This is a genomic window from Streptomyces sp. NPDC021093 (assembly GCF_044333135.1).
Classification (GTDB): Bacteria; Actinomycetota; Actinomycetes; order Streptomycetales; family Streptomycetaceae; genus Streptomyces.
Genome location: NZ_JBIRQJ010000009.1, coordinates 1 through 19,439 on the forward strand (window position 1 = coordinate 1; position 19,439 = coordinate 19,439).

16 protein-coding genes and 2 pseudogenes are annotated in these 19,439 nt (G+C 68.3%); 5 read left to right on the plus strand and 13 right to left on the minus strand.

Annotation, left to right across the window (positions count from 1 at the left end; all coding sequences use genetic code 11):
* Window positions 1-360: 360 nt before the first annotated feature.
* The 4 genes and pseudogenes from ACH4SP_RS27325 to ACH4SP_RS27340 form a co-directional block, all read right to left on the minus strand.
* Entirely contained in the window at window positions 361-2,844 is a 2,484-nt protein-coding gene (locus ACH4SP_RS27325) for a Helicase associated domain protein (protein WP_398418411.1), read from the minus strand.
* Between the two features lie 90 nt (window positions 2,845-2,934).
* The gene (locus ACH4SP_RS27330) at window positions 2,935-3,696 is read right to left on the minus strand and encodes an AAA family ATPase (protein ID WP_398418413.1); all 762 of its coding nucleotides are present in this window, start codon (window positions 3,694-3,696) and stop codon (window positions 2,935-2,937) included.
* A pseudogene (locus ACH4SP_RS27335) lies at window positions 3,693-5,448 on the minus strand (Mu transposase C-terminal domain-containing protein). The gene ACH4SP_RS27330 and the pseudogene ACH4SP_RS27335 overlap by 4 nt, the downstream one beginning before the upstream one ends.
* A gap of 146 nt (window positions 5,449-5,594) precedes the next feature.
* On the minus strand, window positions 5,595-6,659 hold the full coding sequence (locus ACH4SP_RS27340) for an ATP-binding protein (RefSeq protein ID WP_398418416.1): 1,065 nt from the start codon (window positions 6,657-6,659) through the stop codon (window positions 5,595-5,597).
* A gap of 519 nt (window positions 6,660-7,178) precedes the next feature.
* Between ACH4SP_RS27340 and ACH4SP_RS27345 the strand changes: the two genes are divergently transcribed.
* Entirely contained in the window at window positions 7,179-7,478 is a 300-nt protein-coding gene (locus ACH4SP_RS27345) for a hypothetical protein (protein WP_398418418.1), read from the plus strand.
* A gap of 77 nt (window positions 7,479-7,555) precedes the next feature.
* Here the strand turns inward: ACH4SP_RS27345 and ACH4SP_RS27350 are convergent, their stop codons facing one another.
* Together ACH4SP_RS27350 and ACH4SP_RS27355 are read right to left on the minus strand one after the other, a co-directional pair.
* Window positions 7,556-8,479, minus strand: a complete 924-nt coding sequence (locus ACH4SP_RS27350) for an SMI1/KNR4 family protein (protein WP_398418420.1) — start codon at window positions 8,477-8,479, stop codon at window positions 7,556-7,558.
* 168 nt (window positions 8,480-8,647) lie between these two features.
* Entirely contained in the window at window positions 8,648-9,832 is a 1,185-nt protein-coding gene (locus ACH4SP_RS27355) for an IS701 family transposase (RefSeq protein WP_398419126.1), read from the minus strand.
* Window positions 9,833-10,333: 501 nt separating this feature from the next.
* Between ACH4SP_RS27355 and ACH4SP_RS27360 the strand changes: the two genes are divergently transcribed.
* The 3 genes from ACH4SP_RS27360 to ACH4SP_RS27370 all read left to right on the plus strand — a co-directional run bounded on the left by ACH4SP_RS27360 (window position 10,334) and on the right by ACH4SP_RS27370 (window position 12,397).
* Window positions 10,334-10,732 carry an SH3 domain-containing protein gene (locus ACH4SP_RS27360; RefSeq protein WP_398418422.1) on the plus strand — a complete coding sequence of 133 codons (399 nt, stop codon included), beginning with the start codon at window positions 10,334-10,336 and terminating at the stop codon, window positions 10,730-10,732.
* A gap of 205 nt (window positions 10,733-10,937) precedes the next feature.
* The gene (locus ACH4SP_RS27365; RefSeq protein ID WP_398418424.1) at window positions 10,938-11,243 is read left to right on the plus strand and encodes a hypothetical protein; all 306 of its coding nucleotides are present in this window, start codon (window positions 10,938-10,940) and stop codon (window positions 11,241-11,243) included.
* 302 nt (window positions 11,244-11,545) lie between these two features.
* A complete protein-coding gene (locus ACH4SP_RS27370) occupies window positions 11,546-12,397 on the plus strand; it encodes an NAD(P)H-binding protein (RefSeq protein WP_398418425.1) in 852 nt (283 codons plus the stop codon).
* Between the two features lie 410 nt (window positions 12,398-12,807).
* Here ACH4SP_RS27370 and ACH4SP_RS27375 read toward each other — a convergent pair whose 3' ends face one another.
* The 3 genes and pseudogenes from ACH4SP_RS27375 to ACH4SP_RS27385 all read right to left on the minus strand — a co-directional run.
* The gene (locus ACH4SP_RS27375; RefSeq protein ID WP_398418427.1) at window positions 12,808-13,332 is read right to left on the minus strand and encodes an HAD domain-containing protein; all 525 of its coding nucleotides are present in this window, start codon (window positions 13,330-13,332) and stop codon (window positions 12,808-12,810) included.
* A gap of 751 nt (window positions 13,333-14,083) precedes the next feature.
* A complete protein-coding gene (locus tag ACH4SP_RS27380; protein WP_398418429.1) occupies window positions 14,084-14,872 on the minus strand; it encodes a hypothetical protein in 789 nt (262 codons plus the stop codon).
* A 75-nt stretch (window positions 14,873-14,947) separates the two neighbouring features.
* Window positions 14,948-15,216 (minus strand): annotated as a pseudogene (locus ACH4SP_RS27385) (IS5/IS1182 family transposase); the annotation flags it as partial.
* 787 nt (window positions 15,217-16,003) lie between these two features.
* On the opposite strand from ACH4SP_RS27385, the gene ACH4SP_RS27390 reads away from it, so the two are divergent.
* On the plus strand, window positions 16,004-16,321 hold the full coding sequence (locus ACH4SP_RS27390) for a dihydrofolate reductase (RefSeq protein ID WP_398419128.1): 318 nt from the start codon (window positions 16,004-16,006) through the stop codon (window positions 16,319-16,321).
* Window positions 16,322-16,393: 72 nt separating this feature from the next.
* Here the strand turns inward: ACH4SP_RS27390 and fabG are convergent, their stop codons facing one another.
* From fabG to ACH4SP_RS27410, 4 genes are all read right to left on the minus strand, one after another.
* Window positions 16,394-17,140: a 3-oxoacyl-ACP reductase FabG gene (gene fabG, locus ACH4SP_RS27395; RefSeq protein ID WP_398418431.1), complete on the minus strand. Its 747-nt coding sequence runs from the start codon at window positions 17,138-17,140 to the stop codon at window positions 16,394-16,396.
* A complete protein-coding gene (locus tag ACH4SP_RS27400; RefSeq protein WP_398418433.1) occupies window positions 17,137-17,400 on the minus strand; it encodes an acyl carrier protein in 264 nt (87 codons plus the stop codon). The genes fabG and ACH4SP_RS27400 overlap by 4 nt, the downstream gene beginning before the upstream one ends.
* 90 nt (window positions 17,401-17,490) lie before the next feature.
* Window positions 17,491-18,327 (minus strand): SDR family oxidoreductase, encoded by an 837-nt coding sequence (locus tag ACH4SP_RS27405; RefSeq protein WP_398418435.1) that lies wholly within the window; start codon window positions 18,325-18,327, stop codon window positions 17,491-17,493.
* Window positions 18,328-18,360: 33 nt separating this feature from the next.
* Window positions 18,361-19,437 (minus strand): TIGR03617 family F420-dependent LLM class oxidoreductase, encoded by a 1,077-nt coding sequence (locus ACH4SP_RS27410; RefSeq protein ID WP_398418437.1) that lies wholly within the window; start codon window positions 19,435-19,437, stop codon window positions 18,361-18,363.
* Window positions 19,438-19,439: the final 2 nt, after the last annotated feature.

Consider the following 19,439-nt stretch of genomic DNA (forward strand, 5'->3'; position numbering starts at 1 on the left):
GCGCGCGGTCTGCTCCGCAGACACGACGCGCCGCCGCTACGCGGCGGAAGAATCGACGCGCTCCGCGCGTCGGGCCGGCCACTCCGTGGCCGGTGCGGCCAACTCCGTTGTCCGCGGCTCGGATCGCTCCGCGATCCGGCCTGGCGCAATCCGCTCCGCGGATTCCTGAATACAGCAGCTAGAACCGGTGGTTGGGGGCGGCAGGTGGGACTGTACGCCGGGTTCTGTCTCCGGGATACTCATGCCATCGACCGGTGGAAAGGTGACTTCCCTTCACCGCGCTCACTGTCCCAGCCTTCGTCAGCGGATAGGTGGGCTTCTACCTTAGCGCGGCTTGGTGCTCCTTATGGAAGCAAAAAACTATGGGATCTCCGAGACTTGAGGGGAAGCTTCTGTGGAGGGTTCGCGGTCTGTCGTGGTCCAGTCGTCCTTGAGGATCCTCGTCATCAACTGGCTTTGTTTGTGGGTGAGTTGGTGCAGATTCTGTTTGGTGCGCACCTTGCAGAGCCATGGGCCGATCATGATGCGCTCACCGTCGACCTCCATCCACTCCCGAGCACTGGGCGGGCGGCCCCAGCGCTCGACGAACAGACGCAGGAGCTCGGCGGTCTGGTGGAAGGAGCGGCGGGTCCGGGGGCCGGGCGTGGCGCTTGTGCTCCTTGCGGGGAGCGGGACTTGATCGGGGGTCAGGCCTAGGCGGGTGAGGAGGGTGCGTTGGCGGTCTTCGAGGCGGGGCCAGGTGGTGAGCTGGCGGTGCAGCCAGCCGCCGGCCTTCACGCCGTCGATCACCAGGTCGCGGTGCAGCGTGGCGGGGTCGTGGCCGGCTTCGATGTGGCGGCGCAGCACGTGGTATTTGCGGTGCCAGTCGGGGCCGTGAGGGAGCGTCCAGTCGGCGTCGAGGGCCGTGAGTTGAGTTTCGCGTGTGGGGTCGAGGTGGCCTTTGCGGGTCAGGGCGCGCTGGTCGACGAGGAATTGTCCGCCGGGGTCGGTTGCGGGGACGGCGAGGTGGCCGTAGGTGGTGTGGAAGGCTTCGATGGTGGCCATGTGGCCCTGCCAGGCGGCCTCGTGGGCGTCCCAGATCATGCCCAGGTCTTCGAGCTCGGCGATCCAATCGGCGGTGAGTGCGCCTTGGTGGTAGGCGGTGCGCTGCCCGTCGATGAACGAGCCGAGGCGGTAGCCGTAGGCGTCTTCGTAGTTGGTCGGGACGTGCAGGTGACTGTGCTCGGCGTGGTAGCGGACGGCGGCTGCGAGACCGGCGCGGCGGGGCGCGGATAGAACGGCGCCTGCTGCGGGCCAGGCGATCAGGTCCATTGCGCGGGCGATGTGGTCGGTGTCGAGGGTGAAGTCGAAGTGGAAGCGGCGTGCGAGCAGTTGGTGGGTGTTGGTCTCCAGGCGGCGTTTGGTGTTCTTGCGTGGGGCGCGGGCGGCGATGGTCTGGTCGTGGTGGCGCAGTGCTGCGGTGACGAGCCACAGTGCTTCGTAGGGGGTGCCGAGGAGGTCGGTGGGGTCGGCGTCGGGCGGGGTGTAGGCGGGGATGACCAGGCTCGCTGTCTTGTGGTCGAGGGCGGGGGGTTTGCGTAGCGCGCGGCCGAGGGCCTGGACGATGCGGCGCACGCTGGCGGTGCGGTCCGCGAACACGATCGCGTCCACGGCTGGCAGGTCGACGCCCTCGCCCAGGACCTGTGCGTTGGTGAGGATGCCGCGGTGGGCGGCGATGAAGCGGTTCTGGATCGTTTGGCGCTGGTCGGGGGTGTGGGTGCCGTTGATCGACTGCACGCTCAGGTCGGCTTCCCAGGCGGGGCGTTGGTGCTCGGGGAGGGTGCGCAGGGTGTGGGGGAACTGGCGGGCGAAGTCGGCGGCGTCCGCGATCTGCTGGAAGTAGACGATCACATGGTGGAGGTCGTGCTCGGTCATGGCCTTGAGGACGGCCAGGTGCAGCGCACTCGTTCGGCGGGCTGTCGTGCCGGACCCGCTGGGTGTGTCGGTGTCGGTGAGAACGCTGCGCAGGTCGGTGTCGGTGATCGTGGGGATCAGGAGCTGGTAGTCCGCGAGGACGCCGTCCTCGATCGCGGTCGCGTGAGGGTAGGTGTGCAGGCGCTTGCCGAAGACTTTCGGGTCGTCCATCGAGGCGACCTGGGAGGGGGTTTGCCAGACGGGGGCGGTGGCCGCGGTGCGCTTGGGCTGCGGACGCGTGTCCGGGGCCTCGGTCAGGCGGGGGGCTTCCCACTCGTACGGGGTGGCGGTCAGGTACAGGCGGCGGTGAGCGGGGATGCGCTGGTTGTCGTGCAGGACGGTCCAGCGTTTGTCCCAGCTGCCCGCGGTGCGGTGTGCCTCGTCCACGATCAACAGGTCGAAAGTGGGTGCGGGGAAGACGGAGTGCTGGGTCTCCTCGATCCTGGGGAGGGAATCGAGGGTGACGAACACGATCGCTTTCTCGTGGCGTTTGGTGTGCTGGCCGAGCCAGTAGGCCAGGTACTCCCCCGAGCCGGTGGCCACCGCGCCCGCGGCGGCGAGCAGGGGGTGCTTGTCCGCGCTCAGTGAGGAGACTGCCATCAGCGGCTCTGTGTGGCCGTCCGCGCGGGCCGCGGCCGCCCATTGGCCGATCAGGTCCAACGACGGCACCGCGATCAGCAGATGGCGGGCGCTGAGGGCTTCGGCGGTACGCAGCGCGATCAGGGTCTTGCCGGTGCCGCACGCGGAGACCATGTGCCCCCGCGAACCCGGCCTCTTGAGCCCGCGGGCTCCGCTGTCCACCGCCTGCTGCTGATCAGGGCGCAGCACACGACGAGTAGCGGAGGCGGTGGGTGTGGGCGCCGCGGTGGTGGGCTCGGTGGCAGGGGGCATCACGGACAACCTCGGCTCACGGCGGCAACGGGCATGTCCCATCTTCCCGCAGGGCGCAGGCCAGTACGGACTACGGACTGGATGGGGTGGTCAGGTGCTGCTGAGGCGGCTGAAGGCCCAGCGGAGGACTTCTTGGTCGATGCGGGTTCGTCCGGTGCGGTGCAGGGCGGTTTGTGTGTGGGCGGTGAGGCGGGCCCAGTTGCGGAAGTTGCCGTGGGCGGCGCGGCTGTCGGCGAAGGTGATGTCGTCGGGGTCGGCGTCGGCCCAGAAGGGGTGGCAGAGCGGGATGACGTCGAGGACTTCGTCGGGGGTGAGGCGGGTGAAGTGCTGCCAGATGAAGATGCGGGAGGACAGCATCGGTTCTTTGCGCAGCGCGTGGTAGCAGCCTTCGCCGCCGACGAAGATGACGGCGGGCTGGGTGTGGGGGTCGTCCCAGAGGTATCGGACGTACTCCAGCTGGTCGCTCTGGAGCCACTGGGCTTCGTCCAGGACGAGGGTGCGTGGGTGGGTGGCGAGGGTGGTCTTGAGGAGGTGGTCGAACTCGGTGGCGTAGCGCGGGGGCTGTCCCGGGAGTTCCAGGGTGGCGAAGAGTTCGTGGCGTACGGCGCGGGTGGTGGCGCGGGCGTGGAAGGTGATGCGGCGGATGTCCTCGTCGGCTTCGAGGGCGCGCAGGCAGCTGGTGGCGGCGACGGTCTTGCCGAAGCCGGCGCCGCCGTAGAGGCACATCATGGCGCGGGCGTTGAGGGTGTTGGTGAGGTTCTCGCGGGCGGTGAGCAGGGCGCGGGTGGTGACCAGGCGTGTGTCGGGCAGGGAGACGTACTGGTCGGTGGGTGCGGGCGGCAGGCGGCTCATGGGGTGTCCTCGTCGTCGCGGTGGTGGTCGGGGGCGGTGGTGGGATCGGGTGTGGTGGGCCGGGTGCGGGCTTTGAGGCTGGCGGGGGTGGCCCAGCCATCGAACGGTGGCGGGGGCGGGATCAGGTCGGGCAGTGCCAGCGCGGTGAGGTCGCCGTCCTCGTAGCGGGCGAGTTCCCGGGTGGCTTCGGTGGTGGTGATCGCGTCCAGGCGCTGGGCCGGGGTGGGTGTGGTGGCGGGGGCGAAGCGTTCGTGGCGGAGTCGTTCGGCGGCCTTCGCGTCGGCGCGCTGGTTGCGGGCGCGCTGGTTGCGGGCGTGGCGCAGGGCGGTGCGCTGCTCGTCGGTGGCTTGGCCGGCGAGGTGAGCGGTGCCCAGATGACGGCCGTGGAGGTCGCAGACTTCGATCTCGTGGGTGTGGTGGGGCATGAAGCGCACGGTGACCTTGCGGCCGGCTTGTCCGGTCATCCAGGCGGCGAGGTAGTCACGGTTCCTGAAGCGGATGCCGTGACTGGTGAGGGTGCGGGTGCGGCCGTCGTCTTCGAGGGTGAAGGACCACAGGTCCTCGGCGGGGGGCCTCGCGCAGCGGGGTCGGGTCGGCCTGCCAGTCCTGCAGCGGGGTGGTGCCGTTCAGCGCGTCGGGGTGGTGTTCGGTGTTCCGCCACCTCACCCAGGACAGGAGCTCCGCGGTGAAGTCCTGGAAGGTCATGAGCGGGCCGGCGGGAGGAGGGGCGGGACGCTTGCGCAGGGGCCTGGTGGGGGGCTTACGGGGTTTGGGGGTGTAGTCGGGCAGGGCGGCGAAGAGCATCACGGTGGCGCTGTGGTTGAGGTTCTCGATGCTGCCCTTGAGGTGCGGGCTGTACGGGGGCAGGACGGTGAGATCGGCGTTCAGAGTGGTCAGGGCGGTGGTGACGGTACGGGAGAGGAAGTCACGGCCGCGGTCGAACCGCAGATGCTCGGGCAGCCCGCCGAACGGCCCGTACGGGTCAGTTCGCACGATCGCGGAGCGCAGCGCGGCCAGGACCGAGGCCCGGGTGGGGAAGCCCGGAGTGACCGCGACGCCGGTGACGGCTTTGGTGGCGCAGTCGATGAACCAGGTGACGTACGGGTGGAGCAGGGTGCCGTCGGCGTCCACGCGCAGCGGGGCCTGGACGTGGTCGGCCTCCCACACCTCGTTGCGCCAGGTACGGGGGCGTTGGGCGAACACGTCGTGGGCGCGGGCGGCCTTTGGGCCGTGGCGGTAACCGGCCCGCTCCCCCACGGTCAGATCCCGGCGGATCGCGCGCAGGAACATCGCCAGCGACAACACCAGGCCGAACAGCGGCACAGCGGTGGGCGGGGCGCCGGCCGGGAGCGCGCTGCGGGACGGATGGGGTGGTGGCGCGCCCGGTCCTGGATCGGAGGTTCCAGTGTCTGGTGAGGGCTCGGCTGGGGCCTGGTGGGCGCGGGCGAGGAGCTCGCGGTGGACTGCGGAGGCGTTACCGCGCCAGTACGCCAGCAGCACCCGCACCTGCGGGGTGATCTCGAAGCGGGTGGTGCGGCGGGCGCCCGGGCGGTCCGCAGTCTGGGGGGTGGCGGTCGCTTCGGCAAGCCACCGCCACACGGTGCGCTCCGAGACGTTCAGGCATAGGGCGGTGGTGTGGACGTGGACGTGGGCGCGGGTGAGGCGGCGTGCGGCGCGCAGGGCGAGCAACTGGCGTACGGCCGGGGCGCGCAGGGCGTTCAGCGACGCGAGGTCCAGCACCGGCTCGGGCATTGGTGGTGGTGGCGGGGTGTCGTCGTCAGGGGTGGTCGCGGTCATGGGAATGTCCTTCGGCCCTTGGGTGGGGGTTTGGTCAGGGGGTAGGGCCGAGGCGGGAACAGGCGCGTGCCAGCAGGGCGCGGTCCACCGTGGCGGCGGGGTCACGGGCGAGGGCCGCGTACGCGTCGGAGGTGATCTTCGCCCAGTTCCGGAAGTTCCCGCGGGCGCACGTCGTGTCCGCGTGCAGCAGATCGGCGTCCTCGGCGGCGTCCCACAGCGGGTGGAACAAACCGGAGCACACCGGGGACTTGAGCTGCTTCCAGGCGAGGGAGGGGATGCCACGTCAGCACCCTGGAGGCCATGGCCGGGGCCCGCTGCGGACTCTTCTCGGCGCCGGCCCCGCACAGGACCAGGCAGGTCTGTGTCATCGGAGCGTCGATGAGCAGGCGCAGGTAGTCCAGCTCGGGCGCGGCGATGCGCTGTACGTCATCGATCACCAGCACACCGGGTTCCCGGAATGCCTCCAGCAGGGCGCGGTCGGCGGCGTCCGTGCGGTTCGTCAACGCCGTGGCAGGCAGACCGAACGCGGTCAGCAGCGCGGCCCGTAACTGTGGCAGGGCCGGTCTGACCGCGGGCTGGGCCCAGTGGACGGGCAGCCTGCGAGGGAGCAGACGCAGCGCCTGGCTGAGCGCGACCGTCTTCCCGTGGCCGGGGTCCCCGTAGAGACAGAGCACTCCACGGGCGGCAACAGTGTGGGCGAGTGCTTCGGTGACGTCGCCGAGCTGGCGGGGGGAGACCAGATGCGCGCCGGGCACGTACAAGCGCACCCCGTCGGTGACCGGCGAGCTGATCGGGGGCGCAAGGGTTGGGGAACTGGAACCGGGGGCGGGAGCAGGTGGCGGGGAAGAGGGAGTGTGCCGGCCGGACTCGTCCACGGTGCCCGGCAGGGCAAGCTCGGCCAACGCCCGGTCATAAGCGGCCGGATCCACCCGGGCGTACCGAGGGCGCGTCACCTGAAGAACGCGGCCCGCGCTCCGCTCGCGGCGCACTGCCAGGTGCAGCGTCGCCAGCGACGGCAGCGCGTTCCGCTCCAGCGTGGGCAGGACTTCATCGGCATGGTCAGTCATCCAGCGGTGCAACGTCGCCACGTTCCCGCCCGCATCCGACAGCCGGGCCCACAACACCTCGGTGAGCGTGAACGCGGCCCGCCGCGGGGCAGGTTCCACATGCCCTGACTCCCGCTCGGTGGCGAGCCAGCGCCATACCGTACGCGCGGATACCCCGGCGGTCTGTGCCGCGATCCGTACATGCACCGTCTGAAGCGTTCCCGCTGTATCGAGCGTCAGAAGACGGCGTACCACCACGGACCGCAGCACGGTCCGTTCCCGCGCTCTGGTGCCGTCCCCCGGCCCCTCGCTCCCCACCTCACGCAGAGGCAACGGTAGTGACGAAGACGGCGCATCAGCTGTCATACCAACCAGCTCACACCCCACCCCTGATCAAGAACACAGGAATAGTCATCCCCGCAACAGCCCACGACTGAGTGTGCTGGGCCGAACTCTCATCTTGTAGCAGCCAGTTAGTCATCCCATGACAGCCCAGATCCAGCGCGCCATGCCGTCCATAGTGCAGGCCAGCAGGCCATCCACCACATCAAGACTCACTGCCGGCCAACCCACCGCCACAACACCGACCATTCACACGCGATGGCTTCGACCCATGAGTCGGGGGCCTATCCGAAGAGCGTGAACAAGGTCAAGTCCGGTACTGAGTTAGCCCAGTTGTACACCGACAAGATGGGAGACGGCTCCGCCAACTTTGGGCTCCTCGCCGACACTCGCGCCAAGACGGACGGTCCGGTGCCCACGAAGGAACTTTGTGGACGTGCGGCCATTCCCAGCGTGCAGAACCAGCAAGCATTCAGCGGATTCCCCGCGCCATCGTGGCGGATGCTGGACGGTGACGGATTCCTCCTGGCTCTGCCCGGGTTCGATCACTGCGGCAAGGCCCCGACGACTACCTGCGCTTGGCACAAGATCACCTGAGTACGCCAAGAGCCAGCCATCGATGATCGATGCAGGGCAGGGGCGAGCCCGGAAGGGTTGGCCCCCTGCCCACGTGGTCAGGGGGCCAATGGGCTCCACCGCTCTTCCTGCGAGGGGTCGAGCCGGCTGCCCCACACAAGAACTCCGTCGAGCAGGCCAGGCTTGTCCCGAACAGCCAGCGCAGGCGCTTCGAGGGTGTCCGCGATGTCTTCCAAGTACGAGGTCAGCGTCTCGACGCTGTCACCGGGGCCTTCGTTGTACCGGGACCAGCGGCCGAGGTGGCCGGTAGCGGTGTCCAGGTACAGGCCGGAGGTGTGGTCGGTCGGACCGTAGGCGGCAATCGGTATCCATGACGCGTTCCACACCGTGATCCGGTCGTCGTCCGGACAGCGTGCGTTCAGGGCGTCCTGGCGGGCTTGGGAGTCCATTTGCTGTCGGTACCAGTCGACCACGGCGTCCGGCGCCATCAGTGCCTGGTTGCCGGGCAAGCAGCCTGCACCGTCCACGCCGTCGTCTCCTCCGGTCAGCATCCACAATGCCCGCAGTTCAGCGGGCACCTGCATGTGGAGGTCGTCTTCCAGGGCTGCGATGGCCTCAGTGCTCAGGCCAGCCCTCAACGCGGCGTGTGACAAAGGGGCATGGCGCCCCAGCCAATTGGCGATGCGACTCCAAGCTTCGTTGGTCTGGCGTTGCGCAACGGCCATGGTGGCGAAGTCGACGGCTGGCTCCTGCTCGGGGGCTACCAGGGGCTCCCCCGATGGCAGCGCGGTGAGGTACTGGACCTCGATCCGAGAGGATTCGCGGAGGTAGCCAAGGACCAGAGGAGGGCAGTCCTCGAACAGTTCACCGTCGATCGTCACGGTGCAAACGCCAGCCGGGGAGGGCTGGCCAAGGTCCGGGTTGTCAGCAAGTTGACCGGCCAAGACCTTGAGGGCGTAGGGAACGCCGATGCCAAGCTCGTTCGCGGTCGCGCGTATGTGCGGGAGAATGTCGACGTTCACGGCCTAATACTGCAACGGTGCTTGTTCTGATTGCAGGGCAGTTTCAGGGACTGTGCCCGCGTCGTTTGTAGTGGCTGATGCGGGCTTGGTGTTGGCGTCGTCGTCGCCAGTGCGACCAGTGGAGAATGTCGTCGACCGGGGTGGGGCGGCGGTCGGTGAGGCGGGTGATCAGCCGTCGGATCTCGGCGAGGCTGAGGTGGATGAACTGGGAGGATCCGTTTCTGCTTTCTCCGTGTCCAGCTCCCGCGCCCGCAGGACGCTGAGGCAGGCATGGGCAGCCATGGCCAGGGTCATGTGGCGGTGCCAGCCGGGGTAGCGGCGGACCTGGTAGTCGTCCAGGCCGCATTCCTGCTTCGCAGTCTGGAAGCATTCCTCGACCGCCCATCGGCTGCCCGCGATGCGGATCAGCTCGTCCAGCGTGGTCCGGGCCGGGCAGTAGGCGATGTAGTAGGAGATTTCCTCGGGCCGGCTGACACTGCGGCGGGCGAGAACCCAGTGCTGACGGTCCTCTCGATGCCAGGGCCTCACTTCGACACGAGCCCAGTCGAAGATCCGCCGGCCGTGAGCTCCCGCGCCGCAGGAACGACGCTTCCACTTCTGCCGCGACAGGCCGGGAAACAGGTCGTGGACGGGGTGGTCGATGGACCAGCGGGTGACGACCGTGTCGTGCCGGGTGGTGGCCATGACGTGGAAGACGTCCGCCTGCTCCAGCTCGAACCGCCAGCCCTTGCTGAAGCCGTAGGCAGCGTCCGCCGTCACCCATCCGAACGGGATCCGGTCGGCGATGGCCCGGCGGACCATCACCTTGGCCATGGCCACCTTCGTCTCGAAGCCGACCGTGTCGTCGATGCCCGCCCGCCGGCACCGTTCCCGGTCGTCCGTCCAGGACGTGGGCAGATACAACCGCCGGTCGATGAGCGTGCGTCCGCGATCTGTTGCGTAGGCGAGGAACACCCCGATCTGGCTGTTCTCGGTGCGGCCGGCGGTACCCGAGTACTGCCTTTGCACCCCGGCCGAGCGGGCGCCCTTCTTGAGGAAGCCAGTGTCATCGACGATCAGGACGGCATCCCGGTCTCCGAGATGTTCGACGACGTAATCACGCACGTCGTCCAGAACCTCGTCGGCGTCCCACTCGATCCGGTTCAGCAGCCGGTGGATGCGATCGGGACCCGTGTGCCCGGCTTCCTCCGCCAGCGTCCAGCCGTTCTTGCGCTGTAGCGGTGCCACCAGCCCCCGCATGTACGCCAGCGCCGACTGACGCGGCTCCTCCCGGTTGAACCTGTGCACGAACCGCTCATGCAGAGCGTCCAGTTCACCCGCCCACAACCTGACACCAGCAAGGTCCCCACCCATAACCACACCAACGACCGACCTGGCCAACAGTCACGACAAGCACCGTTGCAGTACTAGTGCTCCCTGGTGGTCGGGTGGGTCTACCTCACACACTAGGAGGCCGATACGTCCTCGAAGGAGCGGGCACGAGCGAGTCTCCGAGTCATGGGAAGCTCGCCCGCCGCCAGCTCGGCCATGTGCTGGCACACCTTGACGTTGAGGTGTGGTGCGGGTGTCCGGACGGTGTCCCGCCGGGTGGTGCAACAGCATTGGGATCCGGTCAAGCTGAGGGCCGTTCGCGGTGCTGCGCGAGATCTCCGCCGGGCCGGACCGGATCCGCAGGTCGTCACCGTTGGTGGGCATGTCAACTCCATCCGCGGGCTGGACAGTTGTCCCTGCTCAACGCATGTGTCATGTTTCAGTCAGATGGTCAGTACATGGTTGTCCTCACGTGTTTCTGCCGCATCCTCGAACGAACGTGAGGCGGCTGCACAGGCTGCCCACCGAGCAGAGGGGGCATTTATGCGTGCGACCAGATCGAAGGCGAAGCTTGTGACGGCGGTCGTGACGCCGCTGCTGGCGGCGTCGGCGGCACTCGCGGTCACGGCGCCGCAGGCCAGTGCAGCAACTACCGGAACTACCGGTGCCGACGCCTGTACCCACCCGTCCTGGTCCAACAAGTCGGGAGGCGAGGGCACCGCCAAGGGCACCAGTGCCACGGTGCGTACCGGGCCCAATAAGGACTGCCCGGTGACTGCCACTGTCGGCACTGCCGTGACGCTGTACTACCACTGCTGGGTGACCAACTCGGCAGGCAACAAGTGGACCCACGTCCGCATATCAGGGACCCAGATCAACGGCTGGGTCTACAACCCCAGCCTGGACGACGGCGGTTCGACGGACCCCAGCAATCGCTGCTGACGCACCGTGACACGCGCGAGCGGGACCAGGCCGACTGCCGGTTCCGCTCGCGTGCCCGTCGTCGCACACACCGTGATGCCGTCGAACATCGCCAAAAGGGCTTTCGCGGGCGGCCTGGGTGTGTGCGGGACTGCGGAATCTGACTCATGGACGGTGAGTACGCATACTCATCCCCTGAAGGTGGTCATCTGCGCACGGTGGAGGCATGACGGATCTCCACACCGCCCGTGAACCACGTGGTGGCCTGGCCAATCTCGGCATGTTCCTTGTCGTGATGCTGTTCAACACCCTTCCAGCCGGTTACGCCTGGCTGGTTGTCGCGTTCGGCGGCTGGGCGGACAACGACAACGGACGCGAGCCGTCCGTGCCGGTGTGGGAACTGGCCGTATCCGGCGGCGTACTCGTCGCTGTGGCCTTGACCCTGGCCCTGGGACGGTTCTGGGGTGCGGCCGCAGCCCAGCTCGCATTCACCGCCATCCTTATGGCCTGGCTGCTGTCCAGCTACCGCTGACTCGGGGCTCGGACCGACCGAGCTCCACCGGGAAACGTCCCTCGGTGGTCGCCCCTGGACGGGGGCCGGCCCGGATCAGACCCGCACTATCCGGCTTCGCGAAGGGGTCTAATCACCAAGCGACGGCCACCCTGCGTACCGTACGCACAGAGTGCTGACGCGACCCCAGTAGCACATCAACTCCGCGCTCTGTGACCACACTTGGGAACCCGCAGCCCGCTCTCGCTTCGGCCCGTGCTTGACCTGAACCTCGGTTGATGTACGAGAGTCGTGTCATCGAACGGCGAGACGAGGAGTTTCCGATGACACAGCCCACAATCCTGGTGACCGGCGCGACGGGAAAGGTCGGCGGCGCGGTGGTGGCCCAACTGCACTCGGCGGGCGTGCCCGTACGGGCATTGGTGCGAGGGGAGGCAAACTTCCCTGAGGGCGTGCAGGCGGTACGCGGCGATCTCGGTGATCCCGCGTCGCTGGGCACGGCACTGGAGGGCGTCGATACGGTCTTCCTGGTGTGGCCGTTCCTGAGCGCCGAGGGCGCGTCGGACGTGATCGACGCGATCGGGAAGCACGCTCGACGGGTGGTGTACCTGTCGTCCGCCGGGGTCGGGAACGAGCAGGAGGAGCCCGGCGAGGCGATCACCATGTTCCACACGGAGCTGGAGCGGCTGATCGAGGCATCGGGCCTGGAGTGGACGGCACTGCGGCCCACCGGGTTCGCGAGCAACACGCTGGGCTGGGCGGAAGAGCTCCGCACCACCGGTGCGGTACGGGCGCCGCTGGCAAGGCTGGCCCGCCCGCTGATCCACGAGGCGGACATGGCGGCGGTCGCCGTCGAGGCACTGACGACCGATGCCCTGCTCGGCGCCCGCCCCCTGATCACCGGCCCCGAACTGGTCACCCAGGAGCGGCAGGTGGCGCTGATCAGCGAGGCGATCGGGTGCCCGGTGCGGTTCGAGGAGATCACGCTGGACGAGGCCGCCGAGCAGATGAGGGCCGTCGGCTACCCGGCGGAGCTGGTGGAGGCTATCGTGCCGGCCCAGGCGGAGATGCTCGCCCGTCCGGAGCCGGTCAACGATGAAGTGGAGCGCATCACGGGCACCCCGGCCCGGTCCTTCCAGGAGTGGGCGGTGGACCACGCGGCGGACTTCCGCTGAGGGGGACGTCCGTACACGCGGGCACGGACGCCGAAGCGGAGTGGTCACTGGCGGGACCACCACGAAGCATGGAGCCGGAGCGCCCGCCCATTGCCGCTGACGAGTAGGCACGCTCCCGCTGCGTGCCGTCGGCCGCGTTCCCCGCCCGATGCACCAGACAGGTGCAGCCGTGACCAGGAAACTTGCCCGGCGTGACCGGCTCGGCTGTACTTACGTGCACCAACGGGGCCTCCGATCAAGTGTGTTGTGGAACTAGACAGCCCACACCCCAGAGCCAGGTTCCGTTGCCATCTCACGAGAACCCCACCCAGCACCGCCTCGCACGCCAGTCCAGATCAGATCAGAATCGCACTGTCCGGATTGGGTGTAGCTCTTCCGCAGGGAGCTCGTCGAGCGGGCGGAAGGGGCAATTAGCCCTGGTGTAGCCGCAACCAGTGGTCGAGTGTGGCGAAGTCTTCGTCGGCGATGCCGTGCCGGGCATCGACGCGATGCAGGAGGGCCTGGCCCGGGTGGTGTGCCTCGATCCAGGTCCTGTCGGTGTCCGTGATTTCGTCATCGAGCCAGGCGAAGGGGCGTCCAGCGGCCCAGCGGTGAAGGTCGCGGGTCTTCCAGTGGAGCCCGTCCTGCTCGTCTTCGTCGGACGGCTCGAGCCAGGTCACGACGGGCAGTTCCGGCAGGCCCAGCCATGGGGCGAGGCATTCGTTCGCATCGGACATCCACGTGGTGGCCCACACCAGCTCGCACGGCAGCGCCATCAGCCGGGGGCCGTGTGCCGGATTGACCCTGGTGATCAGCGGATTCGTGTCTGCTCCTGGTACGTGGCGCCCGGTCTTGTAGGTCGGGTATCCGTCTGGAAGCTGTTGCCGGGTTGCCCCGAAGGGAATGAGTGGGCCATCGACATCGAGAAAGAGAAGAGGCAGCGTAGAACCGATCACGTGGGCACGGTATGCGGTGTTCAGGCTCGCGCGACAGCGGTCCGAGCCCGGTCTCCGGGCAGGACGCTGTGCGTTTCGGGAGGACGGTGAGGGCCGGGCCTGCGGTGGCGGTCGCCTTCCGGGGGGACTGAGGATCGCAACCAGTCGCTAGGCAGACTTGCGGCGACGTCGTCGTGAGGTAACCTCTGGCCGAACTTGACGACCTCATCAACATCGGCACGGAAAACACCCGTATCTGCCGTCTCCCTTACGGTGGCTTAGAAGCAGTCCAGACTCTTGCGGCTGCCCCACTCCAGCCCTTGCGCGAAACCCTCGTTCTGTGCTGCTTCGGAACCCCAAACCCTCACACGACACGCATATCGCACCTAAGCCAGATGTCCTTGGGTTCCCATTTGCCCCACGCAGCCCTGCCTCTCTGGGATGGTTAGTAGACTCTTTCCGCTGGTCAACCAGCGTGGCGGTCGCCTTCCGGGGTGACCGAGGGTCGCAACGACGCTCTCGACACGACATGGACGAGCTGGATTCGCGAGTGGCAGTCACCTTTCGAGGTGGCTGAGGATCGCAACCCCGGTCCCACCCGTATCGTTTGACGACGTCGGAGCGGCGGTCGTCCTTTGGAACGGCCGAGGATCGCAGCCAGATCGGCATCACCGATGCCAGCGTCGGCCACACTGTGGCGGTCGCCCTTCGGGACGGCCGAGGATCGCTAGTGCCTGTCTGATGGGTCGTGCTGCGGTTGGTGAGCCCGAGGTCAATGCAGGTCTACCTGAAAGGCGTGACGGTGGTCGGCGGGGCAGGTGAAGATGCGCAAGTCTCCCCATCGGCCGACGACAACTCCTGTCTCTTCGCAGCTGGCCACGGTGAACAACAGCGTCATGGCCGTACCGCAGTTCTCGCAGGAAATGACTGTCGGCTGCGTCAGGTGCCAGGTTGGCCAGCCGCCGAGTTTCCAGCCGGCGAGGCGGGTGATGACGTCGCCTCCGTCGCCGGTCTCGCGGACCAGTTCCTCCAATCGCGGACGAAGTTCTGCAGGCAGCTCCTCGCGGAATGGGAAGTCGGTCACGTGCTCGACGGTGATGGCGCACGTCTCGGGCAGGTAGCTGTCCTCGTCATACCGTGAGGGCGACGGCTGGTTCACCAACTGGCTGGTCACGTCAGCAGCTCGACGCCATCGAACATCGATCACAGGGCTGACGTCGGCCTGCTGGACCGGAGGATCCCAGTGTTCATTTGGACACCAAAGGACCTGCAAGAGGTCGATGCCAGCAGGCCACCAGGGCCCCGGCGCGTCGTGTTGGAAGATCTGAGCGACCGGCACCATGGCCGTGGAAGGCACGCCGTCAGGGCTGTCCTCGTCCGGCAATGAGCATTCGGGCCACGGTTCATCACTCGGCCACAGCAGTGGACCGCCGATCGAACTGTTGCGGCAGTCTGGCTCTGCCCGCTCGGGGTGGAGCACGACAGCGTCGCGCGCGTAGGGGACAAGTTCGGGAAGCACAGCGAATATCGAATCGATCGACGGTCTGCGGGTGCGTGTCATCGTGCCTTCCGATCAGCTGGTCGTAGATCGGTCGCAGCGTATAGGCCAGCTATGACAGCGGTTCCCACGCTCGGATCATGAGCGGAGCCACAGCCGAACCGCGGCAGCCGTGAAAGACGTACGCCCGCCCGCTTCTCGTACCTGGTTGCCACAGCGCGGAAACCCTTGAGCACCAGGATGGTTCGTTCCACTTCGCTTCGCCGGGCATATTGTCCGCGGTCGAAGCCTGGGGGTCGGCCGCCTGCACTTCCGCGACGTCGGCGCTTGACTTGCTGGGTTCTTCGTTCGGGAATGGTGTGGTTGATCTGGCATCTGCGCAGGTAACGCCGGTTCCTGTGGGATGAGCAGTCGCCCTTCGAGGTGACCGAGGATCGCAACGCCGAGATGCCGACGATCACCGGTGAAGGCACGGCGCTGGCGGTCGTCCTCCGGGACGGCCGAGGATCGCAACATCGAACAAGACCGCATCACATGCGACGACCTGCATGTGGCGGTCGCCTTCCGAGGTGACCGAGGATCGCAACGGCTTACAGTCGAGGACAGGGACGAGCCCGAGTCCCAGTGGCGGTCGCCCTTCGGGACGACCGGGGATCGCAACATCGACCCGCCGCCGACAGGGAAGAACACCAAGCAGTGGCGGTCGCCCTTTGGGACGACTGAGGGATCGCAACAACGTTGCACTGGGGCGCGTTGCCCACCTGGCCAGCCTGTGGCGGTCGCCCACCGGGGTGGCCGAGGATCGCAACCACAGCATGCCCACCGTCGCCCGGCAGTCGATCACCGGTGGCGGTCGTCCTTCGAGGCGGCCGAGGATCGGAACGTCGTCGACGATGGGGTGGACGGCCAGCCAAAGATGATACGGCGGATACTCGCATCAGCTGCCACCGCCTCACCACAGCAGCCGTCCCCGTCCACGACATACAGAGCAACAGCGGCCCCGGAACAACCCCCACGCCTGCCCCACCTGCGCCCCCACCCTCACCCCCGGCCCGACCCCCGACCACACCGTCATACGCCACAGATAGACAACAGCCCGACCCCGGACAACACGACGCCCCGTGCGGCAAGTGCCGTACGGGGCACCTGTCTTCTCCGACGTACGCGCATGCCCAGAACTGACAGTCGGGACTGCTGGAGCCTCCGTCGGCCGCCCAGCCGTACGGTGCCGACCACCTCCAGCGCGCCGGATCCGTCGCCGAGGCGCTGGGACTCGCGGCCGGGTCGCCGGAGTCGGTCGCACCCGCCGAGACGTGGGTGATCGGCGGCGGGGAGATCTACCGTGCCGCCCCGGAGCACGCCGTGACGCTCTCGGTGACCGAGATCGACACGACCGTGGGCGGCGACACCTACGCCCCGACCGTGGACGCGATGTGGCGAGCCGCCGAGGACGAGGGCTGGCGGTCCTCGACGTCCGGGCTGCGCTACCGCATCCGCCGCTGCACCCGGTGACAACCGTGTCCCCGTCCTGGGCGGAGGCCCTGAAGAGAAGGGGACGGGGACACGGATCATGGCGCCGGGACCTCACGCGGCGAAGCCGCCGTCCACTCCCAGGACCTGTCCCGTGATGTAGGAGGCACGGCCGGAAACCAGGAAGGAGACGAGATCGGCCACCTCCTCCGGGGTCCCCGGCCGACGGAGCGGAATCCTCGCCAGCTGTTCCTTGCGGTTCTTCTCGCTGAGGCCGTCGGTCATCTCCGTGGTGATCATGCCGGGCGCGACACAGTTGACCCGTACGCCGAACCGGCCGAGCTCCTTCGCGATCGACTTGGTGAATCCGATGATCCCGGCCTTGGACGCCGCGTAGTTCGCCTGTCCGACGCTGCCGTGGACGCCCGCCACGGAGGAGATGGTGACGATGGCCCCGTGGTCGTGCCGCATGAGGGAGCGCGCCGCGGCACGGCAGACGTGGTAGGTGCCGTCCAGATTGGTGCGGAGCACGGTGTCCCAGTCCTCCTGGGCCATCCCGGCGAAGGGGCCGTCGCGCACGACACCGGCGTTGGCCACCACCACCCCCACCGGGCCGAGTGCGGCCTCGGCCGCGGACACGAGCTCCTCGGCCCGGCCCGCGACCGAGACATCGGCCTGGAGGGCCAGCACCCCGGCGCCCGCACGGCGTGCCTCGGCAGCCACCTCGTCGGCCTGCTCCTTGTGGGAGTGGTAGCAGAACGCCACGTCGAAGCCGTCGGCCGCCAGACGGAGCACGGCGGCCCGACCGATGCCGCGCGAACCCCCGGTGACGAGGGCGACGGTCCTGTCCCCGTCGGTCATGAGGCCGCCGCCGTCTTGGCGGAGACGATCTCGTGGATGATCTCCAGCGAGGTGAGCAGCGGGATTTCCTCCTCGGCGATCTTGATGCGGTACTTCTTCTCCAGCTGTACGGCGACTTCCATCGCGGTGAGGGAGTCCACGTCGAGGTCGTTCTTGAGGTGGGCTTTGTCGGTGACTTCGTCGACGGGGAGTTCGAGTTCCTCGGCGATGAGTGCGCGCAGGTCTTCGAGGTCGACGCGGGCTTGCTGGTTTCCCGACACGGTGCGGCTCCTCTTGTCTCTGGGGGGGGGTAGGACGGCTTGTCTCCGGGGTGGGCGGTTTGTCCCTGCGGTCGGACAGCGGCTCTCGGTTCAGACGACGAGTGCCTCTCCACCGTCGACGCCGATGACGTTTCCGGTGAGCCATGACGAATCGGTGGCGGACAGGGCGACGATCGCCTCGGCGACGTCCTCGGCGCGGGTCAGCCGGCCGCCCGGGTTGATGTCCCGGCAATGGGCGATCAGCTTCTCGCTGCCGGGGATCTTCGCCAGCGCCGGGGTGATCGTGGTGCCCGCCCGGATGGCGTTCACCGCCACGCCCCGGGGAGCGAGTTCCACCGCGAGGTTGCGGACGTGGGACTCCAGCACCGCCTTCGCCGCTGCCACGGGCGCGTAGCCGGGCAGTACCCGGGTCCCGCCCGCGCTGGTCATGGCGAAGACCTTCGCCCCGCGCGGCAGCAACGCCGCCTTCACCAGGTCCTGGGTCCAGTGGACGATGCTGTGTCCCATGACCTCGACGGTCATCGTGAGCTGCTTCGGGGTGACCGCCCCGGTCCCTTCCTCCTGTCCGTCGGGGCCGTGCTCACCGCCTTGACCGTCCTGTGCCGGGAGGAGCGACGTCAGTGTCCCGTAGGCGACCGAGTGCAGGACGATGCGGAGGCCGGCGCCGGAGGTGAGGTCCTGGATGACGGGGACGAGTTCCGTGCGGGCCTGCTTGGCCGCGACGTTGACGTTGAAGAAACGCGCTTCGACACCGAGTTCGCCGAGGCTCTTGGCGAATTCCTCCGCCTGCCGCTGTCCCTCGGCCAGGTCGAAGTGCACACCGATGACATGGCAGCCCGCTTCGGCCAGCGCCCGCGCGGTCGCCTTTCCCATGCCGCTGGAGACGCCGAAGATCAAGGCCCAGGAACCCTTGAGAGGAACGAACATCGGATCTCTCCCTGCTGGTAGGTGCCGGAACGGTCAGTTGAGGGCCCTTAGCTCGGTGAGCACGTCCAGCGCCGGCTCCGGGTCGGTCGCCGGTTCCGCGCTGACGCACAGGGTGGTGAACACATCGCGGTAACGGCGGTGGATCTCCCTGGCGACCTCCGCCGGGCTGCCCGCGACCGCGAACGTCGCGAACACCTCGTCGTCGACGAGATCGGTCATCTCGCCCCAGCGGCCCCGCAGCGACAAGGAGTGCAGTTCGCGGTGCAGCTCGCCCCAGCCGTGCTGCTCCAGGACCATGCGGTAGGCCGGTGTGGAACCGTAGAACGCGATCCTCTCCCGCACCCCGCCGATGCTGCGCTTCAGCTCCTCCTCGCTGCGGCCGGTCGCGGTGAGCACGTTCCCCACGACCTCGAACGGCCGCGCCGTCCATGCCGCGCCCTGTGCCTCGGCCCCGGTCCGGGCTTCGGCGAGCACCGGCAGCACCCGTTGCCGCAGATAGTCCGCGGTGGTGAAGGCGTGGCTGACGAAGCCGTCGGCGACGGCCCCGGCGCTGCGCACCATCCGCGGGCCGACACCGGCCAGCAGGATGGGCGGGGAGGGCGCGGCCACCCGCCGCGGCGTGAACGCGGGGCTCATCAGGGTGTGGCGGTAGAAGTCGCCCCGGAAGCGCAGCCGCTCCCCGGTCTCCCAGCTGTGCCAGACGGCCCGCACGGCCTGAACGAACTCCCGCATCCGGGCGGCCGGCCTGTCCCACGGCATGCCGAAACGACGCGTGACGTGTGCCTTGACCTGGGAGCCGAGGCCGAGCGCCGCGCGGCCCCGAGAGATCTCGTGAAGTCCCCAGGCGTCGTAGGCCATGGTCATCGGGGTGCGGGCGAGGGCGATCGCCACGCCGGTGCCGAGCTCGATGGAGGAGGTGGCGTCGGCGGCACGGGCCAGTTGCAGGAACGGGCTCCCCGCCGTCTCCGCCATGGTGAACCGGTCGACACCGCGCCGCTCGGCCTCCGCGGCGATCGCACGGACGTCCCGGCAGTCCGAGGGGCAGCTGAGAGCGAGCTTCATCCGCGGCGCGCGGGCGCGGAGACGGTCTGGTTGATGGTTCCCCGACACGG